Annotated in this window: 19 protein-coding genes and 1 tRNA gene; 14 read left to right on the top strand and 6 right to left on the bottom strand. The window is 46.4% G+C overall.

Going from position 1 to position 19,708, the window contains the following annotated elements; all coding sequences use genetic code 11:
* Positions 1 to 152 precede the first annotated feature (152 nt).
* Positions 153 to 1,091 (top strand): HEAT repeat domain-containing protein, encoded by a 939-nt coding sequence (locus tag FMS18_RS04970; protein ID WP_163292635.1) that lies wholly within the window; start codon positions 153 to 155, stop codon positions 1,089 to 1,091.
* 79 nt (positions 1,092 to 1,170) lie between these two features.
* Here FMS18_RS04970 and phoU read toward each other — a convergent pair whose 3' ends face one another.
* The 3 genes from phoU to FMS18_RS04955 form a co-directional block, all read right to left on the bottom strand.
* A complete protein-coding gene (phoU, locus tag FMS18_RS04965) occupies positions 1,171 to 1,839 on the bottom strand; it encodes a phosphate signaling complex protein PhoU (RefSeq protein WP_163292634.1) in 669 nt (222 codons plus the stop codon).
* Between the two features lie 140 nt (positions 1,840 to 1,979).
* Positions 1,980 to 3,452, bottom strand: coding sequence for a sodium/pantothenate symporter (gene panF, locus FMS18_RS04960; protein ID WP_163292633.1), 1,473 nt, complete (start codon positions 3,450 to 3,452; stop codon positions 1,980 to 1,982).
* Entirely contained in the window at positions 3,449 to 3,742 is a 294-nt protein-coding gene (locus FMS18_RS04955) for a YhdT family protein (protein ID WP_163292632.1), read from the bottom strand. Before FMS18_RS04955 ends, panF begins: the two co-directional genes overlap by 4 nt.
* A gap of 285 nt (positions 3,743 to 4,027) precedes the next feature.
* Between FMS18_RS04955 and FMS18_RS04950 the strand changes: the two genes are divergently transcribed.
* From FMS18_RS04950 to FMS18_RS04915, 8 genes are read left to right on the top strand one after another with little or no spacing between them, the layout of a single operon-like run.
* Positions 4,028 to 4,807, top strand: a complete 780-nt coding sequence (locus tag FMS18_RS04950; RefSeq protein WP_163292631.1) for an STAS domain-containing protein — start codon at positions 4,028 to 4,030, stop codon at positions 4,805 to 4,807.
* Between the two features lie 5 nt (positions 4,808 to 4,812).
* Positions 4,813 to 5,268 (top strand): STAS domain-containing protein, encoded by a 456-nt coding sequence (locus FMS18_RS04945; protein WP_163292630.1) that lies wholly within the window; start codon positions 4,813 to 4,815, stop codon positions 5,266 to 5,268.
* Positions 5,265 to 5,675, top strand: coding sequence for an anti-sigma regulatory factor (locus FMS18_RS04940; protein WP_163292629.1), 411 nt, complete (start codon positions 5,265 to 5,267; stop codon positions 5,673 to 5,675). The genes FMS18_RS04945 and FMS18_RS04940 overlap by 4 nt, the downstream gene beginning before the upstream one ends.
* Positions 5,676 to 5,677: 2 nt before the next feature.
* Positions 5,678 to 6,265 carry a SpoIIE family protein phosphatase gene (locus tag FMS18_RS04935; RefSeq protein WP_163292628.1) on the top strand — a complete coding sequence of 196 codons (588 nt, stop codon included), beginning with the start codon at positions 5,678 to 5,680 and terminating at the stop codon, positions 6,263 to 6,265.
* Positions 6,265 to 7,509, top strand: a complete 1,245-nt coding sequence (locus tag FMS18_RS04930) for a SpoIIE family protein phosphatase (protein WP_163292627.1) — start codon at positions 6,265 to 6,267, stop codon at positions 7,507 to 7,509. The genes FMS18_RS04935 and FMS18_RS04930 overlap by 1 nt, the downstream gene beginning before the upstream one ends.
* A gap of 55 nt (positions 7,510 to 7,564) precedes the next feature.
* Entirely contained in the window at positions 7,565 to 8,155 is a 591-nt protein-coding gene (locus tag FMS18_RS04925; protein ID WP_163292626.1) for a SiaB family protein kinase, read from the top strand.
* Positions 8,156 to 8,167: 12 nt separating this feature from the next.
* Positions 8,168 to 8,551 (top strand): DUF1987 domain-containing protein, encoded by a 384-nt coding sequence (locus FMS18_RS04920; RefSeq protein WP_163292625.1) that lies wholly within the window; start codon positions 8,168 to 8,170, stop codon positions 8,549 to 8,551.
* A 3-nt stretch (positions 8,552 to 8,554) separates the two neighbouring features.
* Entirely contained in the window at positions 8,555 to 9,589 is a 1,035-nt protein-coding gene (locus FMS18_RS04915) for an adenylate/guanylate cyclase domain-containing protein (RefSeq protein ID WP_163292624.1), read from the top strand.
* Between the two features lie 3 nt (positions 9,590 to 9,592).
* Here FMS18_RS04915 and FMS18_RS04910 read toward each other — a convergent pair whose 3' ends face one another.
* Positions 9,593 to 9,802, bottom strand: coding sequence for a hypothetical protein (locus FMS18_RS04910; RefSeq protein WP_163292623.1), 210 nt, complete (start codon positions 9,800 to 9,802; stop codon positions 9,593 to 9,595).
* Between the two features lie 362 nt (positions 9,803 to 10,164).
* Between FMS18_RS04910 and FMS18_RS04905 the strand changes: the two genes are divergently transcribed.
* Genes FMS18_RS04905 through FMS18_RS04895 form a run of 3 tightly spaced genes read left to right on the top strand, consistent with a single transcriptional unit; the run spans position 10,165 to position 14,653 of the window.
* On the top strand, positions 10,165 to 10,968 hold the full coding sequence (locus FMS18_RS04905; RefSeq protein WP_163292622.1) for a substrate-binding domain-containing protein: 804 nt from the start codon (positions 10,165 to 10,167) through the stop codon (positions 10,966 to 10,968).
* Entirely contained in the window at positions 10,958 to 13,591 is a 2,634-nt protein-coding gene (locus FMS18_RS04900) for an ATP-binding protein (RefSeq protein ID WP_163292621.1), read from the top strand. Before FMS18_RS04905 ends, FMS18_RS04900 begins: the two co-directional genes overlap by 11 nt.
* Positions 13,592 to 14,653 (top strand): HD domain-containing phosphohydrolase, encoded by a 1,062-nt coding sequence (locus FMS18_RS04895; RefSeq protein WP_163292620.1) that lies wholly within the window; start codon positions 13,592 to 13,594, stop codon positions 14,651 to 14,653.
* Positions 14,654 to 14,768: 115 nt separating this feature from the next.
* Here FMS18_RS04895 and FMS18_RS04890 read toward each other — a convergent pair.
* Both FMS18_RS04890 and FMS18_RS04885 read right to left on the bottom strand, forming a co-directional pair.
* Positions 14,769 to 14,855, bottom strand: a tRNA-Leu gene (locus tag FMS18_RS04890).
* 57 nt (positions 14,856 to 14,912) lie between these two features.
* Positions 14,913 to 16,610, bottom strand: coding sequence for a YcaO-like family protein (locus FMS18_RS04885; RefSeq protein WP_163292619.1), 1,698 nt, complete (start codon positions 16,608 to 16,610; stop codon positions 14,913 to 14,915).
* Between the two features lie 152 nt (positions 16,611 to 16,762).
* On the opposite strand from FMS18_RS04885, the gene FMS18_RS04880 reads away from it, so the two are divergent.
* Complete coding sequence (locus FMS18_RS04880) at positions 16,763 to 17,437, top strand: TVP38/TMEM64 family protein (RefSeq protein ID WP_163292618.1); 675 nt, start codon at positions 16,763 to 16,765, stop codon at positions 17,435 to 17,437.
* 125 nt (positions 17,438 to 17,562) lie between these two features.
* The gene (locus tag FMS18_RS04875) at positions 17,563 to 19,662 is read left to right on the top strand and encodes a PAS domain S-box protein (RefSeq protein WP_163292617.1); all 2,100 of its coding nucleotides are present in this window, start codon (positions 17,563 to 17,565) and stop codon (positions 19,660 to 19,662) included.
* The last annotated feature ends 46 nt before the right edge of the window (positions 19,663 to 19,708 follow it).

The raw sequence follows: 19,708 nt of genomic DNA, 5'->3' as shown, positions 1-19,708 counted from the left end.
TTTAAAGTTCAAATAGGAGTGAAATGCATTAGCGTTTCACTCCTTTTTTGGTTTAGAATAGCGTTACATTTATCTTGAGTTTAAAGCACACATGGAATAATGATTACGCCGATTTTATATTCAAACAATATGCAATAAAGGAAGTTGAAATTATGAGGTTAAGAAGTTCATTTTTATTTCTCGCTCTGTCGCTTGTGATGCTCGGAGGTTGTTCGAAATCTTTTAATGTGGCTCCCCCTGCTCCGTCCAGCGTGGATTATTCAGCTCCTGCTGAAGAGGAAGTTGTTTTTACTCTTGAAGATGTGCGTAGTGGAGAAGACAGACAGTTCTCAGTAGGCACCATTACTGCCTATCTTGATATTAATAATGAAGTCGTGTTCTTGAAAAATCACCTTGAAAAAGAGTTGAAGATGCGTGGTGTTCATATTGGAAAGGACGGTGCGGCAGCACATCCTTTAAATCTTGAGATTCGCAAATACCGTATCCGAAACCAACGCAGCAGTGGATTTTCGCCGTATTTTACCTTTATGACTTTCAGTGCTGATTTATATGAGGGAGATCAGAAGCATCGTATTACAAGCTATTTTAAAAACGGAAAGGTTCCCATCTGGGCTTTCCGGGAAGTAGAGCACCCCTGCTACAATATTCCGATCAGCCTGATGGTCAAAGAGGTCGCCTCCAAGGTCAACAGACATGTGATGAAATACGTTGCTCCTGATGCGGAAGTCGAACGTCTTAACCGTGAAATTCAGGCAGAATATGACAATGATTATGTTTACATGAAGGTGCTTGAGCTTGGTTACACCAACAACCCGAAAGCTATTGTTCCTTTAATGGAGCTTACTAAACACGATGACACCATGGTTCAGTCTTGCGCGGTAAGTGCTTTGGGCATGTTGCAGGCAGAGGAACAATTACCGTTCCTGATTCAGTATTACCGCGAACACGAGAACACCCAGAAATTTATGGCTCTCAAGGCCATCGGGGATATGGACACTGAAGCTTCGCATGTTTTCATGGATTCGGTTAGGAATTCAGAAGATTATAAGGATGAGGAAATGATCAAGGAAGTGGTTGATCTTTATTATTAATCAGCTTCATCATTGAAATCAAAAAAAGGGTGAAAGCACAGCAGCGTTTCCACCCTTTTCATATTTCTGTATTTAAGCTCTATTTCTTCCCGCCAAAAAACTCAGCGTATTTAATAAAATAGATATGCTCGGCAATGTTGGTGATGTGGTCGCCGACACGCTCAAGGCAGCGCATGGTGAAGAGCAGGGAGATGAATCCCTTCCCCTCTAAGTCTTCAGTCTCCACGCAATTTTTCATGCCGGATACACCTTCCTTGAACAGGGCATCCACGTTGCTGTCGCTGTGCCAGACATCGAGGGCCTTTTCCACGCTCAGGTCCTTGAATGCTTCAAGGATGGATGCGAGCATGGCATTCAGTTCCTGTCCCATGTGCTGGACATATCCCAGATGTTGTGTGTGTTCTTCGGCAAACCCGCGTTTGCCTTTCTTGGCAATGCTTTTGGCGTAGTCGGCAATGCGTTCAAGGTCAGATGCGATCTTGCTTGCGGTCAGCACATAACGCAGATCTTCGGCTTTAGGCTCCATCTTGGTGATGATCATCAGCGAAGCTTTGTCCACTTCGCGTTCCAGATCATTAACCTGTTCATCCCTTCTAATGATCGCTTCCGCTTTCTCGGGATCATTTTCCTCGAAAGTTTTAATGGCCTTGTTCAGCTGGTCCAGGGCCAGATTTCCGAGCTCAAGGACAAGTCCTTGAAGGTCGGCAAGTTCCTCTTCGTATACTTTCAGGGGATGATGCATATCCATATTCTTTACTCCTGTGCGGCGGGTTTATATTCGGTGGCAGTTTTCTTAAAACGTATTCAGCTGTATGCAATTACGTGATTTTTGTTACGAAAACATGTCGACCCTGTTGCGGGAGGATGGATATGTGAGTTGCGGTTTATTTATGCGGTCGTCTGCCCGTTCCCTGTTTTGGCTAGCCCGGCATATGAGCCGAGCACAAAAGCGGTCAGGGAAGCCAGAGTGGTCGGTACAATGGCATGTACTCCGCCCATGGCAGGCTTCATGATGGTCAGCACGATGAAGGTTCCCACACCGATGATAATGGATGATATGGCTCCGGTGGCGTTGGCTTTATCCCAGTACAGCCCGATGACAATGGGGCAAAGGAAGGCTGCTTCAAGTCCGCCGAAAGCGAAAAGGTTGATCCAGACCAGCAGGTCCGGGGGCTGGATGGCTGCGATAAAAACCATCAATCCTACAACCACAGTGCAGATCAGACTCATTTTTTTGATGCTGACCAGAGTCATGCGTGAGGCATCACCATCCAGACGGTAATGGATATAGAGATCTTTGATAATAGCGGCAGAAACCAGCAGCAGCATGGAATCTACAGTGGACATGATGGCTGCCAGCGGTCCGGCAATGAATATTCCGGCCCAGACCGGGGAAAGCAGCTCTACGATGAGCGAAGGCATGGCAAGGTCTCCGGCAGGGAGATCGGGAAGGATCGCACGTCCGAGGCTTCCGGCAAGGTGGGCGCAGAGGATCATGAAACCGATAAGTAGGGTTCCGATGATCATGGCATCATGCATGGCTTTTGAATCGCGATAGCCCATACAACGCTGGGTGGTCTGGGGCAGCCCGAGAATGCCGATACCGACCAGCACCCAGAATGAAAGAACAAAGGGTTGCGGTACTGCGTCTTTTGGTCCGGTGGGGGTGATCAGGCCGGGATCAATGGCTTTGAGGGATTGGATGCAGTTCTCCATGCCTCCGCCGGCATTGATGACCGCCAGCAGGATAACCACTACAGCCACAACCATGACAATGCCCTGAATGGCGTCAGTAAGCACCACCGCCCGGAATCCACCGATGGCGGTATAAAGGACCACGCTAACCCCGAAAAGTACGAGCCCTACAATATAAGGATATCCGGTCACGGTCTGAAAAAGTCTTGCTCCGCCGATAAACTGGGCCAGCATTGCAGCCATGAAAAACACGATCAGGGCCACGGAGCAGAGGATGACCACTGCGTCACTTTTGTAGCGGGCGCGCAGGAAGTCGGTGATTGTTACCGAATCGGTGCGGCGGGCCATGATGGCGAACCGTTTGCCGAGGATTCCGAGGGTCAGGAAAGTTGTCGGGACCTGAATCATGGCCAGCAGTACCCAGCTGAGGCCCAGCTTATAAGCCACACCGGGACCGCCCACAAAACTACTGGCACTGGTGTAGCTGGCGATGATGGTCATAGCCAGAACCATGCCGCCCATGGAGCGGCCACCGATGAAATAATCTTCGAGGAATCCCTTGGAGGATTGGGTGGATTCGGCTTTTTTTCGTGCCCAGAGAGCCACGCCGAATGACATTGCCAGATAGATCACTACCGGGATGACGGTCATCATGGTGTTGCTCATGACAGCTTCTCCTCATTGATTTCGTCTAGTTCTTCATCAAGGGGCATATCTTTAAATTTAAACCGAACCAATGCCCAGAGCAGGATTGTGATCAACGGGTATCCCACAATACAGCTGTAGAAAAACCACTCAGGTAGTCCGAATACATATTTATACTGTTCTGGGTCGCCGCTGCCCATGCCGTAAGCACAGACGTACCACCAGATAAAGTAAAGGGCGTAGGCCCCCAAAGTGAGCAGGGCTTCTTTGTTGGCCTGCGCAAATCGCCAGTCCTTGGGATGCTTGTCCATGGTGCTTGGCCTCGAGGTGAGATGTTTATGGTTGTATGGATTAAGTGTCGGATTGGATAGTTGCGGAAGTTATAAATGACCGACACCGCGGCTTGAGTGCCTTATGGATGGGATAAATGCAAGTTCTTTGTAGATGTGTAGGTAGTTGATTTATGTTATAGCGACTGTTGCTGGGTATAAGTGATGGTTTTTATTAATTAGTACTTACAATTAGTAAGTGGCTGTGTTATTTTGTTATAGTTTTAGATACATTTGTGAATGTTATAAACATAAGGGGGGATAAGTATGTCTGGAGCAGATTTTGCGGTTTCTATTTTGGGGCAGGTGCCGACTCCGGTTATGGCTGTTAATAATGATTATGAGTTGATTTACCTAAATGAAACCGGCCTGAAGCTTTTGGGGAAAGGTTGGGAAGAGGTCAAAGGTCAGAAGTGTTATGACCTTTTCAATTCGGCTCATTGCAAATCCGATGAATGCCGGGTGAAGCAGGCAATTGCAAAACAAACGACCTGCACCGCGCGTAACGAGGTGCGCATAGGCCAGCGCACCATCCCTATTGAATATACAGCTGCTCCTTTGCGTGATGATGAAGGTAACATTATCGGCGGTCTGGAATATATCGTTGATATTACCCGTCAGGTCCGGGATGAGCGTAAGTTGCAGGAGCAGAGTAAGACCATCCTTGAGATTTCTACCCCAGCCATCAGCCTCTGGGAGGGGATTATCGTTTTGCCGCTGGTAGGTGTTGTGGATTCCTTCCGCGCTCAGCAGATGATGCAGGCCATGCTTTCCAAGATCAAAGAAACAGCTTCCAAAATTATCATTCTTGATATTCAAGGCGTTGCCGCAGTTGATACCGCAGTAGCCAACCATCTGATCAAGATTACCAAGGCCACCAAACTTATGGGCTGTAAATGCCTTATATCCGGTATTTCTCCGGCTGTTGCCGAAACTATTGTTCAGCTTGGTATTGACCTCGGTGATATTGAGACAAGCTCAACACTTAAAGATGCTTTGGCTGATGCTTTTGAACAGCTTCATTTTGATGTCAGCACAGCAAAGTAGTTTTTATGCGTGATTTTCATGAGATACAGATCGTTGACGGCTGTCTCATTGCTCCCGTGCCTGCGGAGCTTGAGGAGTCTGTTCTGGAAGGTTTCAGGCGTAATGTTCTGGAACAGGTTTGTTCACGGTCTGTGAAAAGAGTGCTTATGGATGTCTCCAGCAGGGAGATTTTGGATAGCAGTGGATATACAGCAATTACCGATTGCGCGCGGATGATTGGATTGCTCGGGGCTGAGGTTGTTTTTGTGGGCTTCCAACCGGGTGTAGTTTCGGCTTTGATTGATCTTGATGTGGATATGGATGGGCTGACCTGCGCCTGTACAATGGAAGATGGGCTTAGTTTGTTTCGGGCCATGGATGTTCCTGATGATCCGGAAGACGATGGCGATGGTGAACAGGATATGGATTCTGAAGAACTGTTTGAATCGACTGAAAGCGGAGAGGATGAGGATTTTAAATGAGCAGGCTTGTTCTTGAACAGGAAGAGGTAGAACTTACCGATATATCGGACAATGTCCTTGCCCTCAGCGCGGCCCGCCATATGGCTGAGAGAATCGGTTTTACCGAGGTAGAGCAGAGCCTTATAGCCACCGCGGTTTCTGAATTATCCACCAATGCGGTTCGTTATGGCGGTGGCGGAGTCTTGATTCTCCGGCATATCAGCAATTGTAAGGGAGAAGGGATTGAAGTGGAGGCTGTTGATTCCGGCCCCGGCATTGCGGATATTGATCAGGCTTTGACCGACAGCTACAGCACAGCACAAAGTCTTGGACTGGGGTTGCCGGGGGTAAGGCGGATTATGGATGAGTTTGTGATTGAATCTTCGGAAGAATGCGGAACACGATGTGTGGCCCGGAAGTGGAGGTAGGCTTGAATTCGGTTGACTGCCATTTGATAAAAAAAAGCCTGCTTATCCATGAGGATGAGTGCGGTGATGCCGGATATGTCCGACAGGAAAACCGGAGTTGTTTTTTTGCGTTGATTGACGGGTTGGGGCATGGCCGTCCGGCCAATATAGCTTCCAATGCGGCCAGACACTATCTTGAGAGCAACGATGCTCTTGAATTGACTGAAATGATGCAAGGGATGCATGAGGCATTGGTCGGTACGCGGGGAGCGGTTGCTGCCTTGTGCCGCTTGAATCTTAATACGGGGCGCATGGACTACATCGGTGTAGGCAATATTTGTACTAGGGTTTTTGGAGGCATTGAAAATTTTCGCTTTGTTCCGTCGGATGGAGTGGTTGGTTATCATCTGCCGACTCTGCGAGAAAAATCCGTTTCACTCAGTCCGGGGGATGTGGTCATGCTTTATTCGGACGGTATAAAGGAGAGTTTTGAGGAATTTGAGTGTCCGGGGCTGCTGGTCGGTTCTGCCGAAGATATTGCCGGGAGGGTTTTCAGCAATTTTTACAAGGGCGATGATGATGGTTCATGTCTTGTTGTGAGGTATGGGTGATGGTTGAGCTTGGAGTTCTGGAAATAGCAGATCTGCCTTCTTTCAATGAATCGTGCCGCAAAGTTTTGCGTCTTGGTAGAGAACTCGGGTTTAATTCCCTTGAAGCGTCGAAGTTGGCTACTCTTTTTTCCGAAGTTGTGAGGCCCGCTGTAAACTGGCCTGTGAAATTATTTTTTTCGCTTGTTGAGGAGTCTTACCGGATTTTTATCGAGGTTGAATTTCAGTTTAGCCGTGATGCCGTAATTCCGCCATCTCTGAAATCTTATTTCAAGGTTTCTTCAGAGGAGTGTGTCGAAGGTAAATGTTTCAAGTTCTGCCGCGAGTTGGCGTTGGGAAGCAGGATTCCCGACCCAGAAAAACTAAGGTCTCTCCGGGAAATGCTCCTGCTTCCGTCGCGGGAGGAGTTGCTGCGTTGTCTTGAAAAGAAAAACAAGGATCTTGAACGGAGCGAAGCCCGTGTTCAGGAAGCTTTGTCCATGGTTTCAAGCAGCATCCGTTATGCCAGCCGTATTCAGCGTTCCATTTTGCCTGCAAAATCATTTCTTGAGAGTATTTCGTCTGAATGTTTTGTGCTTTGGGAACCGCGTGATGTGGTTGGCGGTGATATTTACTGGGCCCGCAATTGGGGAGAAGGAGCACTGCTCATCCTTGCCGATTGCACAGGACACGGGGTTCCGGGAGCCTTCATGACCCTGATTTCCAGTGGAGCTCTCGATATCAGCCTGAATAAAGTTGAAGCCGGGGATTGCGGTGGTTTGATTCAGAACATGCATTGCCACATACAAGAGGTCCTTAACCAGAACAGTTGTTCAATTGATGAGGGGGAGTGTTCGGATGACGGGCTGGAACTCGGCGTCTGCTATCTGCCCGGTAATAGGACTCAACTGACATATGCCGGGGCCGGTTTTCCTCTTTTCATCAGTGATGAGGAAGGAGTTAGGCAGCTTAAAGGAGACCGTAAGGGCATAGGTTATCGCGGTATTCCGGCGGATACAGTCTGGACAAACAAGAAGGTAGATATTCGTGATGACATGTTTTTTTATATGGGATCGGACGGCATTTTCGATCAGATAGGGGGGCCTAAAGGACGTGGATTCGGTAAGAAAAGATTTCGCGCTTTGCTGGAGTCCGCGCGTTCTTCGCCTCTGAGTGGTCACGGAAATATTATTTACGATGAGCTGCTTGAATATCAGGGGGCTGAAAAGCGGCGCGATGATGTTTCGGCTTTCGGGTTTAAGGTGTAATATTGGAATTTAAGAGTTATTCTTAACAGGATTATTTAAGCAAAGGATGGGTGTAATGGGAGTAAATCTTCCTCCGGTCAGTTCCATGACAGGGGACTGCATGCTGGCTAAAGATATGTACAGTTTTCGTAATTATCTCCAGAACACAGGGATAATTTTTTGCTACAGCGGGTACGTTACAGATGATATTCTGGTGGGAATCGGCAACGCCATCAAGCAGAAGCTGACCATTGATGAGGAGGATTCCAAGACTACAAGGGCTGTGTTTTCTGTGTTTGTGGAGCAGGTCCAGAATGTGATCCGTTACTCCGCTGAAATTGAGACTACAGGAGATATGACCGAGCTTAGATACGGTGTTATCACAGTAGGTAAAAAGGATGATAGAGTGTTTATAACTTGCGGTAATATAATTAAAACCGAAGACAAGGAACGATTGGAGTCGAATCTCGTCCAGATTCAGGGCATGGATAAGAAGGAGCTCAAGAAGTTGTGGAAAGAGACTTTGCGCAGTGATCCTCCCGAGGGTAGCAAGGGGGCCGGTGTCGGGCTGATCGATATTGCGCGCCGGGCAAGGAAGGGATTTACTTTTGATTTTGCAGAAGTGAATGATGTTCATTCTTTTTTTACGCTCAAGGCGTATATTTAAGGGGTGATGGATATGGAAAATATCAAAATTGAAGCAACTGAACGGTCACCGGAACTGGATTTGAATTTTAAAATGAATTCTTTTCGGATAAAGGGAGAATCGTACCCTGAAGATGTGACCGAATTTTACGGCGGTGTCTTGAAAACTCTGGAAAGTTATTTTGAAGAGCTTGAAGGGCAGACGGTTAATTTTGGCTTTGAGTTGATTTATTTTAACAGCTCCAGTGCCAAGGTGCTTATGAGTCTGTTTGATATGCTTGAAGAAGCTGCCGAAGAAGGCAATACCGTCAATGTCGAATGGGTATATGTTTCGGATGACGATAATATGGAAGAGCTTGGTGAAGAATTCGGGGAAGATCTTGAAGCTGCAAATTTCATTATGAAACCGGTGGAGTGATGAATGGGTTTTGATCTTTTTGAAAAAGAAGTCCGCATTTTTGAGCGGGGTAAGGCCATTCTTGAGTCTGGCACCATTGCCGACGAGGGAGCAGCAAAAGAATTCAAGAAGCTCCACAAGGCTTATGCAAAACTCTTCAAAACAACCAAACGGTTGGTTAAGATGAGTGACCGCAATGAGGAAAAGCTCAACAAACTTGCTTATTCTTTGGATGAAAAGGGAAATATGCTTGAGCAACTTTCACAGAAGCTGGCCAAGTATCTTTCACCTCAAGTTTATGAGTCAATCTTTTCCGGGGCACAGGACGTAAGCTTGACCACCAAGCGGAAGAAGCTGACGGTCTTTTTCAGCGATATAAAAGATTTTACCCAGACAACCGAGGATTTGCAGCCGGAAGATCTGACTTCCCTGTTGAATATGTATTTTACTGAAATGTCTTTCATTGCCCTGAAACACGGAGCGACTATAGATAAATTTATCGGTGATGCCATGCTCATGTTTTTCGGTGACCCCAAGAGTCGGGGGGTGGAGGAGGACGCCCGTTGTTGTTTGCGTATGGCGGTGGAAATGCAGCGGCGCATGGAGAATCTCAAGAAGATATGGCTTGAGCAGGGATATGAGAAACCTTTTCAGATGAGGATCGGCATTAATACGGGGTATTGCAATGTAGGCAATTTCGGCAGTGAAGACCGTATGGATTATACCATTATCGGCGGAGAGGTGAATCTCGCTGCTCGTTTGGAGTCCAGTTGTGACCCCGGTGGAATCCTGATGTCGTATGAAACTTATGCTCTGGTGAAGGATCTGGTGGAGACTGAAGAGCGTGAGCCTATCCGGGTCAAGGGTATCAGGCGTGAGGTTAAACCTTTTTCAGTACTGAATGTTAATGACGACAGCTGTGCAGGGGAAAAAGTTTTCCGGCAGAGTTGTGATGGTTTCAATTTTTTCCTTAATCAGGAAAAATTGTCAGGGCAGGACCGCGAGAAGGTCAGGCTGGAGCTTATGAATGCTCTTGATTCTCTCGGGGGGGGCTCCTAGTTTTTACTTATTTTCCCAGCGGTCCGGAGAAGAATTTCTCTTTGCCCACATGGTCCATAACTTTTTCAGTCGCACAGCACTAATCCATCCTTTTTTACTGAAATATATCATAAGATTCAAAGAACAACTGATCATACCCGGTCCGGTTCCGTTGGCCCGTGCCGCCGCGAGCTCGGCTGCAATTGTGTTTTCTTCCACTCCCTTTACGGGCATTTTTATGTATCGGTTTTCTATGCGGAAAGTCCGAATAAGATATTCATAACCGCCTGCCTGCCCCGGTCTGTTTTACCAGCTGTTCAGCTGAGAATAATGCGATACGGGAATTCTGCACATAGCCATAGACAACGACACAAAGGACTATTGCACTGATCAGTGTTGTGAAGATGGTCAATATATTGATATAAAGAGGAATATTTTTTTTCATGTATGATTTATAAAGCCTGGTTAGTTGTCGAATAAAAAAACAACTTTTATAATTATACATGTGTCGTGAAGAATCACAATATTTGATTCAGTTTTTTGAAAGGATATGGCATGTTTTTTTTGAGTCCCATTAAGTTTAATCAGGGAAAATAATGAAGATATTTTATTTAATAGAGAATAAAAACAAGTTTTACGTCCTGACAGTTTTTTTTCTGGCTTTGCTGCTTCTGCCCGGATGTCAGGAGCAGGGAGTTGAACAGGAAAAAGAGTTGCTGGTTTATTGTGGTATCACCATGATCAAACCCATGACTGAGATTGCGGGGATTATTGAAGAAAAATACGACTGTAAGGTGCTGATCACTAAGGGCGGGTCCGGAAATCTCTTGAAATCCATTAAAGCTAATATGATGGGGGATCTATATCTGCCGGGTTCAGGTTCATATATTCAGGCGGCACTTGAGCAGGGACTGGTTACGGATACTGTACATGTGGGATTTAACAAGGCAGCAATGATGGTCAAAAAAGGTAACCCCAGAAATATTCCGGATACTCTGGACAGTATGGCGGATAGCAATTTTTATGTTGTTATCGGTAATCCTGAAAGCGGCAGTATCGGAAGGGAAACCAAGAAGATTTTGGCTAAAAAGGGTATCTTCACCGAGGTTGCTGAAAATGTGCAGATGATGACAACCGATTCCAAGGATCTTGTCCGGGTCATTAAAGATGATGAGGCGGACTTGGTTATTAATTGGTACGCGACATCCATCTGGCCTGAAAACAGGGAGAGTATAAGCGTTCTGCCGATCAGCGGTGAATATGCCGGGAAAAAGAAATTGATAATCGGGCTGCTTAGATTTTCCCGTTACCCTGATATTTCCAAAGTTTTTATGGAGTATGCGTCCAGTACCGAAGGACGGGCAATATTTAATAAATACGGATTATATGATGTTAAATAAGAAGCTCTCCGGCTTGTTGAAAGAGCAAATTACTTTCAAAGTGCTTCTGCTTTGCCTAATCTTTTTTATGGCTTTTGCGGTTATTTTTGTGGTGGACCGGGTACAGTTGAATACTCTGGACCGTTATGATCGCGAAATTAGTAATCAGCAGGCCCGGTCCGAGCTGGGTAAGGCGATTATGCATCGCCTGCTTATGATCGAGCTTGGAGTGGCGAGGATGCTGGATACAACCGATCTGCGTAAGGTTGAAGTTATTAATTCTGATATCAACCATAGCCTGAGCAAGCTTGGTGATACTCTGACTGTCCTTCAAAGCGGAGGCACTTTTAAGAACAGTTTTCCGGCTAATTTTTATGATAAAGACAAAGTTGATGAGCAGATTACTTTTCACAGGGAGAAAGGGGCCGGATATGCCATGGAGGTTATTGATCTTAATCCCAAGGTCTTTGAGCTGGAAGAGGCAATTGCCGGCATTTATTCCGCCTTGCGGAAAATGCTGAGTGAGAAAGAGCAGCCTTTACATGAAAAAGTTCATGATGCGCTGGATTTCAGGGCTATGCAGATTGCCGCGCTCATTCTCCGGGCCAGAGAATCATCCAGTAAGATTTTCCATGAAACTCAGATTGAAATAGAGCGTCTTGATTTATTAAAAAAGCAGGCCTCAAGCAGGATGAACAGCACAAGGATTGCTGTGCTGGCTTTTACCCTTCCGGTTTGTTTGTTTCTCTTTTTTAGGATTCTTTTTAATATCCGGTCTATTCTGGATGATCGTGAAGCAAAGTCCCGCAACCTTGAAGAGGCTAAGTTGGCTATTGAAACCATCCTTGATTCAATTCCTGTGGGGATGGCTATTGTCAATGAACGCAGGGAAGTTATTAAAGTCAACTCTGAGGCATTGCGTCTTTTTGAGGCAGATTCTGTGGATAAGGTGCTGGGAACCCGTTGCGATAAAGTTTTTTGCCTTTCGTCTGAAGACTCCTGTCCGTTTATTTGTGAATTTGAAGGTCCTTATGTCAATGAAGTGGAGATCAAAACCGCCACAGGTCGTAAGATAACGGTCTTAAAGAATGCTGCATATATCACTCTTTCCGGGGAGCGGCTTATTCTTGAGGCTTTTATGGATATCAGCCAGCGAATTGAAATGGAAAAACGGCTCAAGGATCAGCAGGACTATACCAATGCTGTTTTGCAGGGAGTACAGGCCGGGGTTGTAGTTATTGCGTCCAGCACCCACACGATTGTGGATATGAACGAGACCGCAGCCCGGATTATCGGCGTGAACAGGGAAGATGCTTTGGGAGCGGTATGTCATAAATATATATGTCCGGCAGAAGTTGGTAAATGCCCGGTTACTGATCTTGGACAGGGAATTGACCATGCCGTGCGCAGGCTTGCCAACGGGAAATCTGTTTTGAAAACCGTTGTGCCGTTTAAAAGAGGCGGAGATAGTTTTCTATTGGAGAGTTTTGTGGATGTCACAGATCGGATTTCGGCTGAAGAACAGCTTAAAAATGCGCTCAAGTCTGCAGATTCCGTAAGCAAGGCAAAAACCGAGTTCCTTTCCCGCATGAGTCATGAATTGAGGACTCCGCTTAATGCTATTGTCGGATTTTCTGATATAGTGTTGAGCTGCGAGGATGATGAAGTTACCAGCAAGATACGTTCCCATGTAAAGCATATCGCTGCTGCCGGGCAGCATTTGTTGAAGATGATAACTGAAGTCCTCGATTTTTCGATGATTGAGTCCGGCAATATTGCAATCTGTCTTGAGCCTGTTACTGCGGGTGAGATTATTCAAGAGTCGACTGTGCTTCTGGAGCAGCAGGCCTTGGAGTGCGGAGTGGCAATACATGTCGACTCCAGTGTGGAAGATTTGCCTGAACTTAATGTCGACAGGACTCGGTTTAAGCAGGTTTTAATTAATCTTCTTTCTAATGGGATTAAATATAACCATGAGGGGGGAAAGGTCGAAATCTCCGGTGTTGTCCGTGGTAATGAGGTCCTGTTGGCAGTTGCTGATACCGGGATTGGTATTCCGGAAAGCAGGCACGAGGATCTTTTTAAGCCGTTCAGTCGCTTTTCGGATAAGGAATTTGAAATTGAGGGAACCGGTATAGGGCTGGCAATTTCCCGGCAGTTGATTGAAGCCATGGGTGGAAGTATTATTTTTTCCAGCCTTGAAGGCAGGGGTACTACTTTTACAGTTACAATTCCTGTTCTTGTTGCCGGGATTGATGATATTGTCTTTGAGCCTGATGTTATTGATTCTGAAGATGATTTACCTACGATTTTGTTCATTGAAGACGATACCGCCACTCTTGAAGAGTTCCGGGGGCTTGTTTCCGGTTGGGGGGGCTGCGCGCTCATTGTTCGCAAAACAATCGCAAAAGGGATGCGGGCAGTTTCTTTACTTCGCCCGGATGTGGTGATTGTCAGTGAAGAATTGGCCGGGGAATTTGTTGAAGGAATAATTGCAGAAATTCGTGAGCAAGGTTCAGGGGAATGGGCTCCGTTTATTGCTCTGCTGGGTAGCGGTAGTTCTCATGGAGCTGATGTTGTTCTGGACTTGCCTGTAACTCTTGAGGGATTACGGCAGATTTTGATGGAAAGTAAGGAAAAATAGATGATTGATGAGAAAACATTACTTGATTCCAGCATATTGATTGTTGATGACAATCCTACGAATATTGTGTTGCTGGAGAATATACTTGAGCGCAAGGGGTATGAAAATTACACTTCTACCGCCGATCCACGGACTGTGGTTCCCCTTAACGCTGAAGAGCATTTTGATTTGATCCTGCTGGATATCAGGATGCCGCATATGAGTGGAATAGAGGTTCTAGAGGCTTTGAAAGAACAGATTAAGGATGAATTTTTGCCTGTTCTTGTGCTTACAGCGCAGACTGATGAGAAGACTCGGCAGGAAGCTCTTGAGGCCGGAGCAACCGATTTTTTGACTAAGCCCTTTCAGTTCTGGGAAGTTCTATTACGGATCAAAAATATGCTGGAGAGCCGGTATTACTACAAGCAGCAGGTAGAGCGCGGGGATATACTTGAGGCTGAGGTCCGGCGCAGGACAAAGGCTATCCGCGAAACTCAGCTTGAGGTTGTACAAAGACTGGGGCGGGCCGGGGAATTTCGGGATAATCAGACCGGGGCACACGTTATGCGGGTGAGTAAGGTGGCGGAGATTATTGCCCGTGGAATGGGGTTTGATGACGAGGCTTGCGAGATTATACTTTACGCCAGTCCCATGCATGATGTGGGCAAGATCGCCATACCTGATTCCATTTTACTTAAACCAGGACCGTTGACCCCAGAAGAGTGGGAGATCATGAAATCCCATTCAGCCGTAGGCGGGGAAATTATGGGTGATCATCCCTCGGAAGTTATCTGGGCTGCTTCCCAGATTGCCAGATATCATCATGAAAGATGGGACGGGCAGGGCTACCCAGAGGGATTAAAGGGAGATGTCATTCCTATTTTCGCCCGCATAACTGCAATAAGCGATGTTTTTGATGCCTTGACCTCTGCTCGCCCTTATAAAACAGCATGTCCCATGGATGAGGCGGTAGAATATATTAAAAAAGAATCGGGTAAGCACTTCGACCCCAGAGTGGTTAATGTCTTTCTGAATTGTCTTTCTGAAATTTTTGCTGTCCGGGAGGAGTTTCCGGATGATTAGTTTTGGCTTGAAGGAAGATTGCTGATTTTTTTGTTCAGTTTAATATCGCTAGTTACAAAAGAGAAAAGGTTTACATACAAAATTATATTTGCATGTAAACCTTTAATTTTTTATCTGGTACCGGGAGCGGGACTTGAACCCGCACAATCCAAGGATTACGAGATTTTAAGTCTCGGGTGTCTACCAATTCCACCATCCCGGCACGAAGTAATGCTTGATATACTGACTCTATCGCGTAGTCAAGCCTGTAGGCAGCTTATTACAAAAGATTTTTCATGTCGAGATAGTTCCGGTACAGTCTTTTGCTGATTCTCGAGAACTTGTCGAGGTCTGAAACAATTTCTAGGCCGGGTATGATTGCCCTTGTTACCGGGATTTCGAGATCCTTACGGGTCAGGTCCACGTAGTATGGGGCGAAGCCGTTGGCAGTCAGTGTGTTTTCAATGACCATCACATCACCTTCCGCGCTTCCAGTACTCAGGTCGGGAAGATCTTCCAGTTTGCGGACCGGAAGTCCTTCGGGCACTTCGGCAGTTGGAGGTCCGGGGAGGGGGTAAGGAATTTCGGTCAGTGCTGAGAGTAGAGCGCGTTTGCCGGAAAGCGAACAGCCGCCGCCATTGTTGATGTCTCCGTGCTTGCCCATTGCAAAGGCGGTGTAACAGGGAACGCCAAGTTCGGAGGTCATATCTTGAAACCAGACCTTGATTCCGCTTTGTTCCAGCGCATTGAGATGCTTCTGTACTTCTTCATCATCGGTTTTAATGGTGAAGCATTTTTCCTTATCAAAGGGGATGGTGGAATCGCTGTCACGTTCCAGAACTTCCAGCAGTCCGCTGAGGCGCGCTTCAGCCATGGTGTTGCCGGAAGCAAGTCCGGTGGAGCTGAGGCCGCTGAACAGGTTCTGTTCATCAAGGTTGCAGAACAGGAAAACGTGCTGCACCGGAACTTGTGCCTGTACATGTTTTTTCCCGTCAAATTTTTCCGCCGGCATCCACCATAATTGCTGATTCTCGTACGGAGTTTCAAGCCCGAGATCGTCCGGGTTGATTGCCGGTCCTTCCTTGGAAATTTCTTCGTATGATCCTTTAATTACGGGCAGTGTGGCAGTGCGGTTCGCAATCCCGGATTTGCCGATACTGGCATAGGAACTAACCCTTTCGGCTACTTCCATGGCACAGGAGACACAGGCCTGCTCAAAGGTGAATCCACGTCCATAACTGGTCTGCATGGCGCGCAGGGAGTTACTCAGGCTTCCGTTGTCAGTGCGGTTTTCAACCATCCAATGATGGAGTACTGCAAAGGGGCTGAGGCATCCCTTTTGGCGCATCTGGGGGCCCATGAATACGTCTACAGCTTCAAGTTTCTTGTTGGCGTTGGCTGTTACTTCCTCAATAGGGGCGCGTTCTTTGGCCGGGGGCAGGTTGTTTTCAGCTTCCAGCTTTTCACGAATAGTGGAGGCGGTGGTGAAATCTTTGGATGGCAGGTCTTCTTTGCTGTAGAGTGGCTCAATTCCCGCTTCTTCCATTGTGGGCAGGCATTCATGCATTTCCATGTTGTCGGAGAAAATACAGGTCCATTTGTTGTGCAACGGCTGGTCAGCCAGCAGGTGGGAACGCAGATGCAGGGTCGGACTGAATTCCTTGAGCTCTTCAGCGTCAAAGGTTGCTTGCACCTCGGTACGCAGGGAGGCGAGGCGGGGGTGAGTGATGACAGCTTCGTAGATAAGCGCGGCGAGTACTTTCTTTTTAGGGTCGCCCTTGATTTCCTTGATCAGCTTCTGGATCTTGCGGGTGCGGTGTTTTCCGAGCATTTCAAGCATATGACGATGCATGAATTCGTCATGCGGATGTGTTTCCAAGTGGGCCAGTACTTCGGAGAAGCTCAGGTTGGGACCGGGGAACGCGGCAAAGCATCCGGTTCCGGAAAGTGTGTCCATGAGTTTAAGTTCGTAGCGCATATTTTCCCCTGATTATTGTTTTCTGAACTAAAATTTTTCAGTAATTAAACTTTGAGTCGGTCAGCGTTTGTTATCCTTATCTTTAATGGATGTCACGCGAACAACCGACCGTGACGGTATGATATTTAAAGCATCAAGTGAAGTGGGAAAATATGCATTCAAAAAAAATATTTCTGCATGGAATAATGGTTGCGTTGGCCGTCGGTGTGCTTTCATTTGCAGCTGAGCATTATGGGCAAGGGCATCTATCCGGTCTGACAGCATGGATTGAGGCTAGTGGAAATTTAGCCCCGTTTTTGTTTGTCGCCATAAATGTTGTGGGCATGGTGCTGGTTATTCCCCAGACCCTTTTTACTGTTGTGGCCGGGGTTCTTTTCGGCGCGGTCAAGGGAACTGGTATGTGTCTGCTGAGCATGGCAGTGGGATCGTCCATATCTTTTTTTCTGGGCCGGTTTGTGTTGCGGGGGCGAGTGTTTAAGAAGTTTCGCACTGATCCTAATTTTATGAAAATGGAGATGCTCAGCCGCAAACATCCGCTCAAAGTCCTGGCTTTGAGCAGGATTGTCCCCGTGGTTCCATATTCAGTGGCTAATTACCTCTGGGCGGCTACAGGAGTGCGTTTTTTGCCATTTTTGATCATGAGTGTGGTTTGCCTGATTCCTGAAACTGTATTTCTGACAGCCGGAGGGCACTTGCTTTCTTCCGGGGTGCGTATGGGGACCGTTAACTGGGAAATGCTTGGGGTGCTGGCTGTTGCGGCTGCGCTGATATTTTTTCTCGTGCGGGCCGTGCGGCACAGTTTGGATGAAGACGAAAGTGAGGGGTAGCAGGACGTAGAACAGGATAAATAGCTTGTGTCATAAAAACAGGAAAATTGTTTGTAGCAGAGTTGTTCGGGTGCTAGAATGAGTAATCTTTTATTTCACTCTGTTTTTAGCGGAGAAGACCTTTGATGATTGAATGTAAAACATTTTGCCGTACCTGGGTATTGAGCCCTATTTTTCCTATTGCTCTTATTCTCGGAATCGCTGCGTTCGGCAGTGCTTACCGGGAGTCCGCAACACATATGGAATTGCTTCGCAATGTTGAGTCTTCTTTTGTCCGGTCTACAGCGGTCAGTACCGAACTGGAAATGAACAAGATGATTTCCGGCTTACGTTTTTTGATGGGGCATGACTCTTTGCATAAGCTTGATGAAGAGCAAAAGGAAGTCTCTTTTTCTATTCTTAAAGATGAATTTCGCCATTTTTCAAATGTTTCCGGCCGATTTGATCAGATTAGAATTCTTGATACAGGCGGAATGGAGGTCGTGAGGGTTAACTACGGAGATGACGGCGCATATTTTGTTGAAGGGAGTGATCTTCAGGATAAGTCTGAAAGGTATTATTTCAAAGAGGCAATCAGGCTTGGTCCCGAACAGTTTTATGTTTCGCCATTTGATCTGAATGTTGAGAAGGGAAAGGTTGAAGAGCCTTTCAAGCCCATGATGCGTGCTGCTGCCCCTCTTTTTGATGCTGATGGAAACAAGACCGGTGTGCTGGTTGTGAATTTTCTTGCTCAGAATACATTGGTGAATTTGGATCATGTTTCCTGTGGTTCGCGCGGTAAACTTATGTTCTTGAATCAAGCCGGGCAGTGGCTTTTGGGTGGTTCTGAAGATTGCAACTGGTCTTTTATGTTTCCAGACAGGAAGCAGTGTTCGTTTGAAGATTTGTATCCTGGAATTTGGGCACGTATTTATGAAAATGAGTCCGGGCAGTTTCTTACCGATGATGGGCTGTTTACTTTTAAGACAATAGTTCTTTCACCCCAAGAAAATGGCGAAACTGTCGCTGGTGCTGAGTCTTATAAAGTGCGGAAATGGAAGCTGGTAACGCATGTCTCTTCCGGTGAAGTTTGGAAACAATCTACTTTGCCATATGTACTGGCGACGGTAATATATATTCCGGTGTTGTGGCTCATGGTTGTAATTACAGCTTCTAAACGGCGTAAAGACTTGGAACTCGAGCACTCTCTTTCCGAATTTGAGGCACTCTTCGAAAACAGTGCCATCGGTATCGCCTATATGAAATCGTTAAGGGTCGTTCACAGGGTAAATTCTCGGTTTTGTGAGGTGGTAGGGTATCAGCTTGATGAACTTCAGGGTGAGAGTACTAAAAAGTTATATCTTTCTGAAAAGATTTTTGCTGATTTTTGGAAGTCAGTCAAAAGCCCTCTTGAAGAGGGGAAAATTGTTCAACGTGAATTGCAGCTCAGGCATAAGGACGGAAGTGTTGTCTGGGGTAGTGTCACAGGGCGCGGAGTGGCACCGCCTGAGCTTGAAAAAGGTATTATCTGGACTTTGGAGGATATTTCAGGCCGTAAGGATCTGGAAAATCTCCGGGAAGATGTGGATAGAATAATGCGCCATGATCTCAAAGCTCCCTTGAACGGTATCATCAATCTTCCTGTGATTATTGCTGAGGAAGGCGGGCTTAATGAAGAGCAGGTCCAGTGTCTCAAAATGATTGAGGAGGCTGGGATGCGAATGCTGAACCAGATTAATTCTTCATTGAACCTCTATCAGATTGAAACTGGAACATATAGGTATGTTCCGGAAGTGATAGATATTAAATTTATTTTGTTGAAAATTGTCCGGGAGTATGAACGTTTTGCCGCTGCAAATGATATTAAAATCATATTGCAGTTCGATGATGAGCAGATACAGGAAGGGGATGATCCTTTACTGGTTAAAGGAAGGGATGACTTTTGTCAGTCCATGTTTTCCAATATTTTAAAGAATGCTTTAGAAGCTTCACCAAGTGGTGAGCAGGTCACGGTTTCTATTTTTGGTGGTGATGTTCCTGTTGTGAAAATTCATAATTTCGGGAGTGTTCCTGCTGAAATACACGAGGTTTTTTTTGAGAAGTATTCAACTTCAGGTAAGAAAAATGGTCTTGGGCTTGGGAGTTACAGTGCCCGGTTGCTGATGGAAGCCCAGCTTGGTAAAATTGAAATGGAAACCTCTGCGGAGACAGGTACTGCAATCTCATTTATTTTTCATAATGGATAGAGGAGATTATGTCTTTCTAGATATATGCTTATCTTCCTGAACTTAT

This window comes from Desulfovibrio sp. JC022, from assembly GCF_010470665.1.
Lineage (GTDB): Bacteria > Desulfobacterota > Desulfovibrionia > Desulfovibrionales > Desulfovibrionaceae > Maridesulfovibrio.
This window is presented reverse-complemented; position numbering and strand designations above follow the sequence as displayed.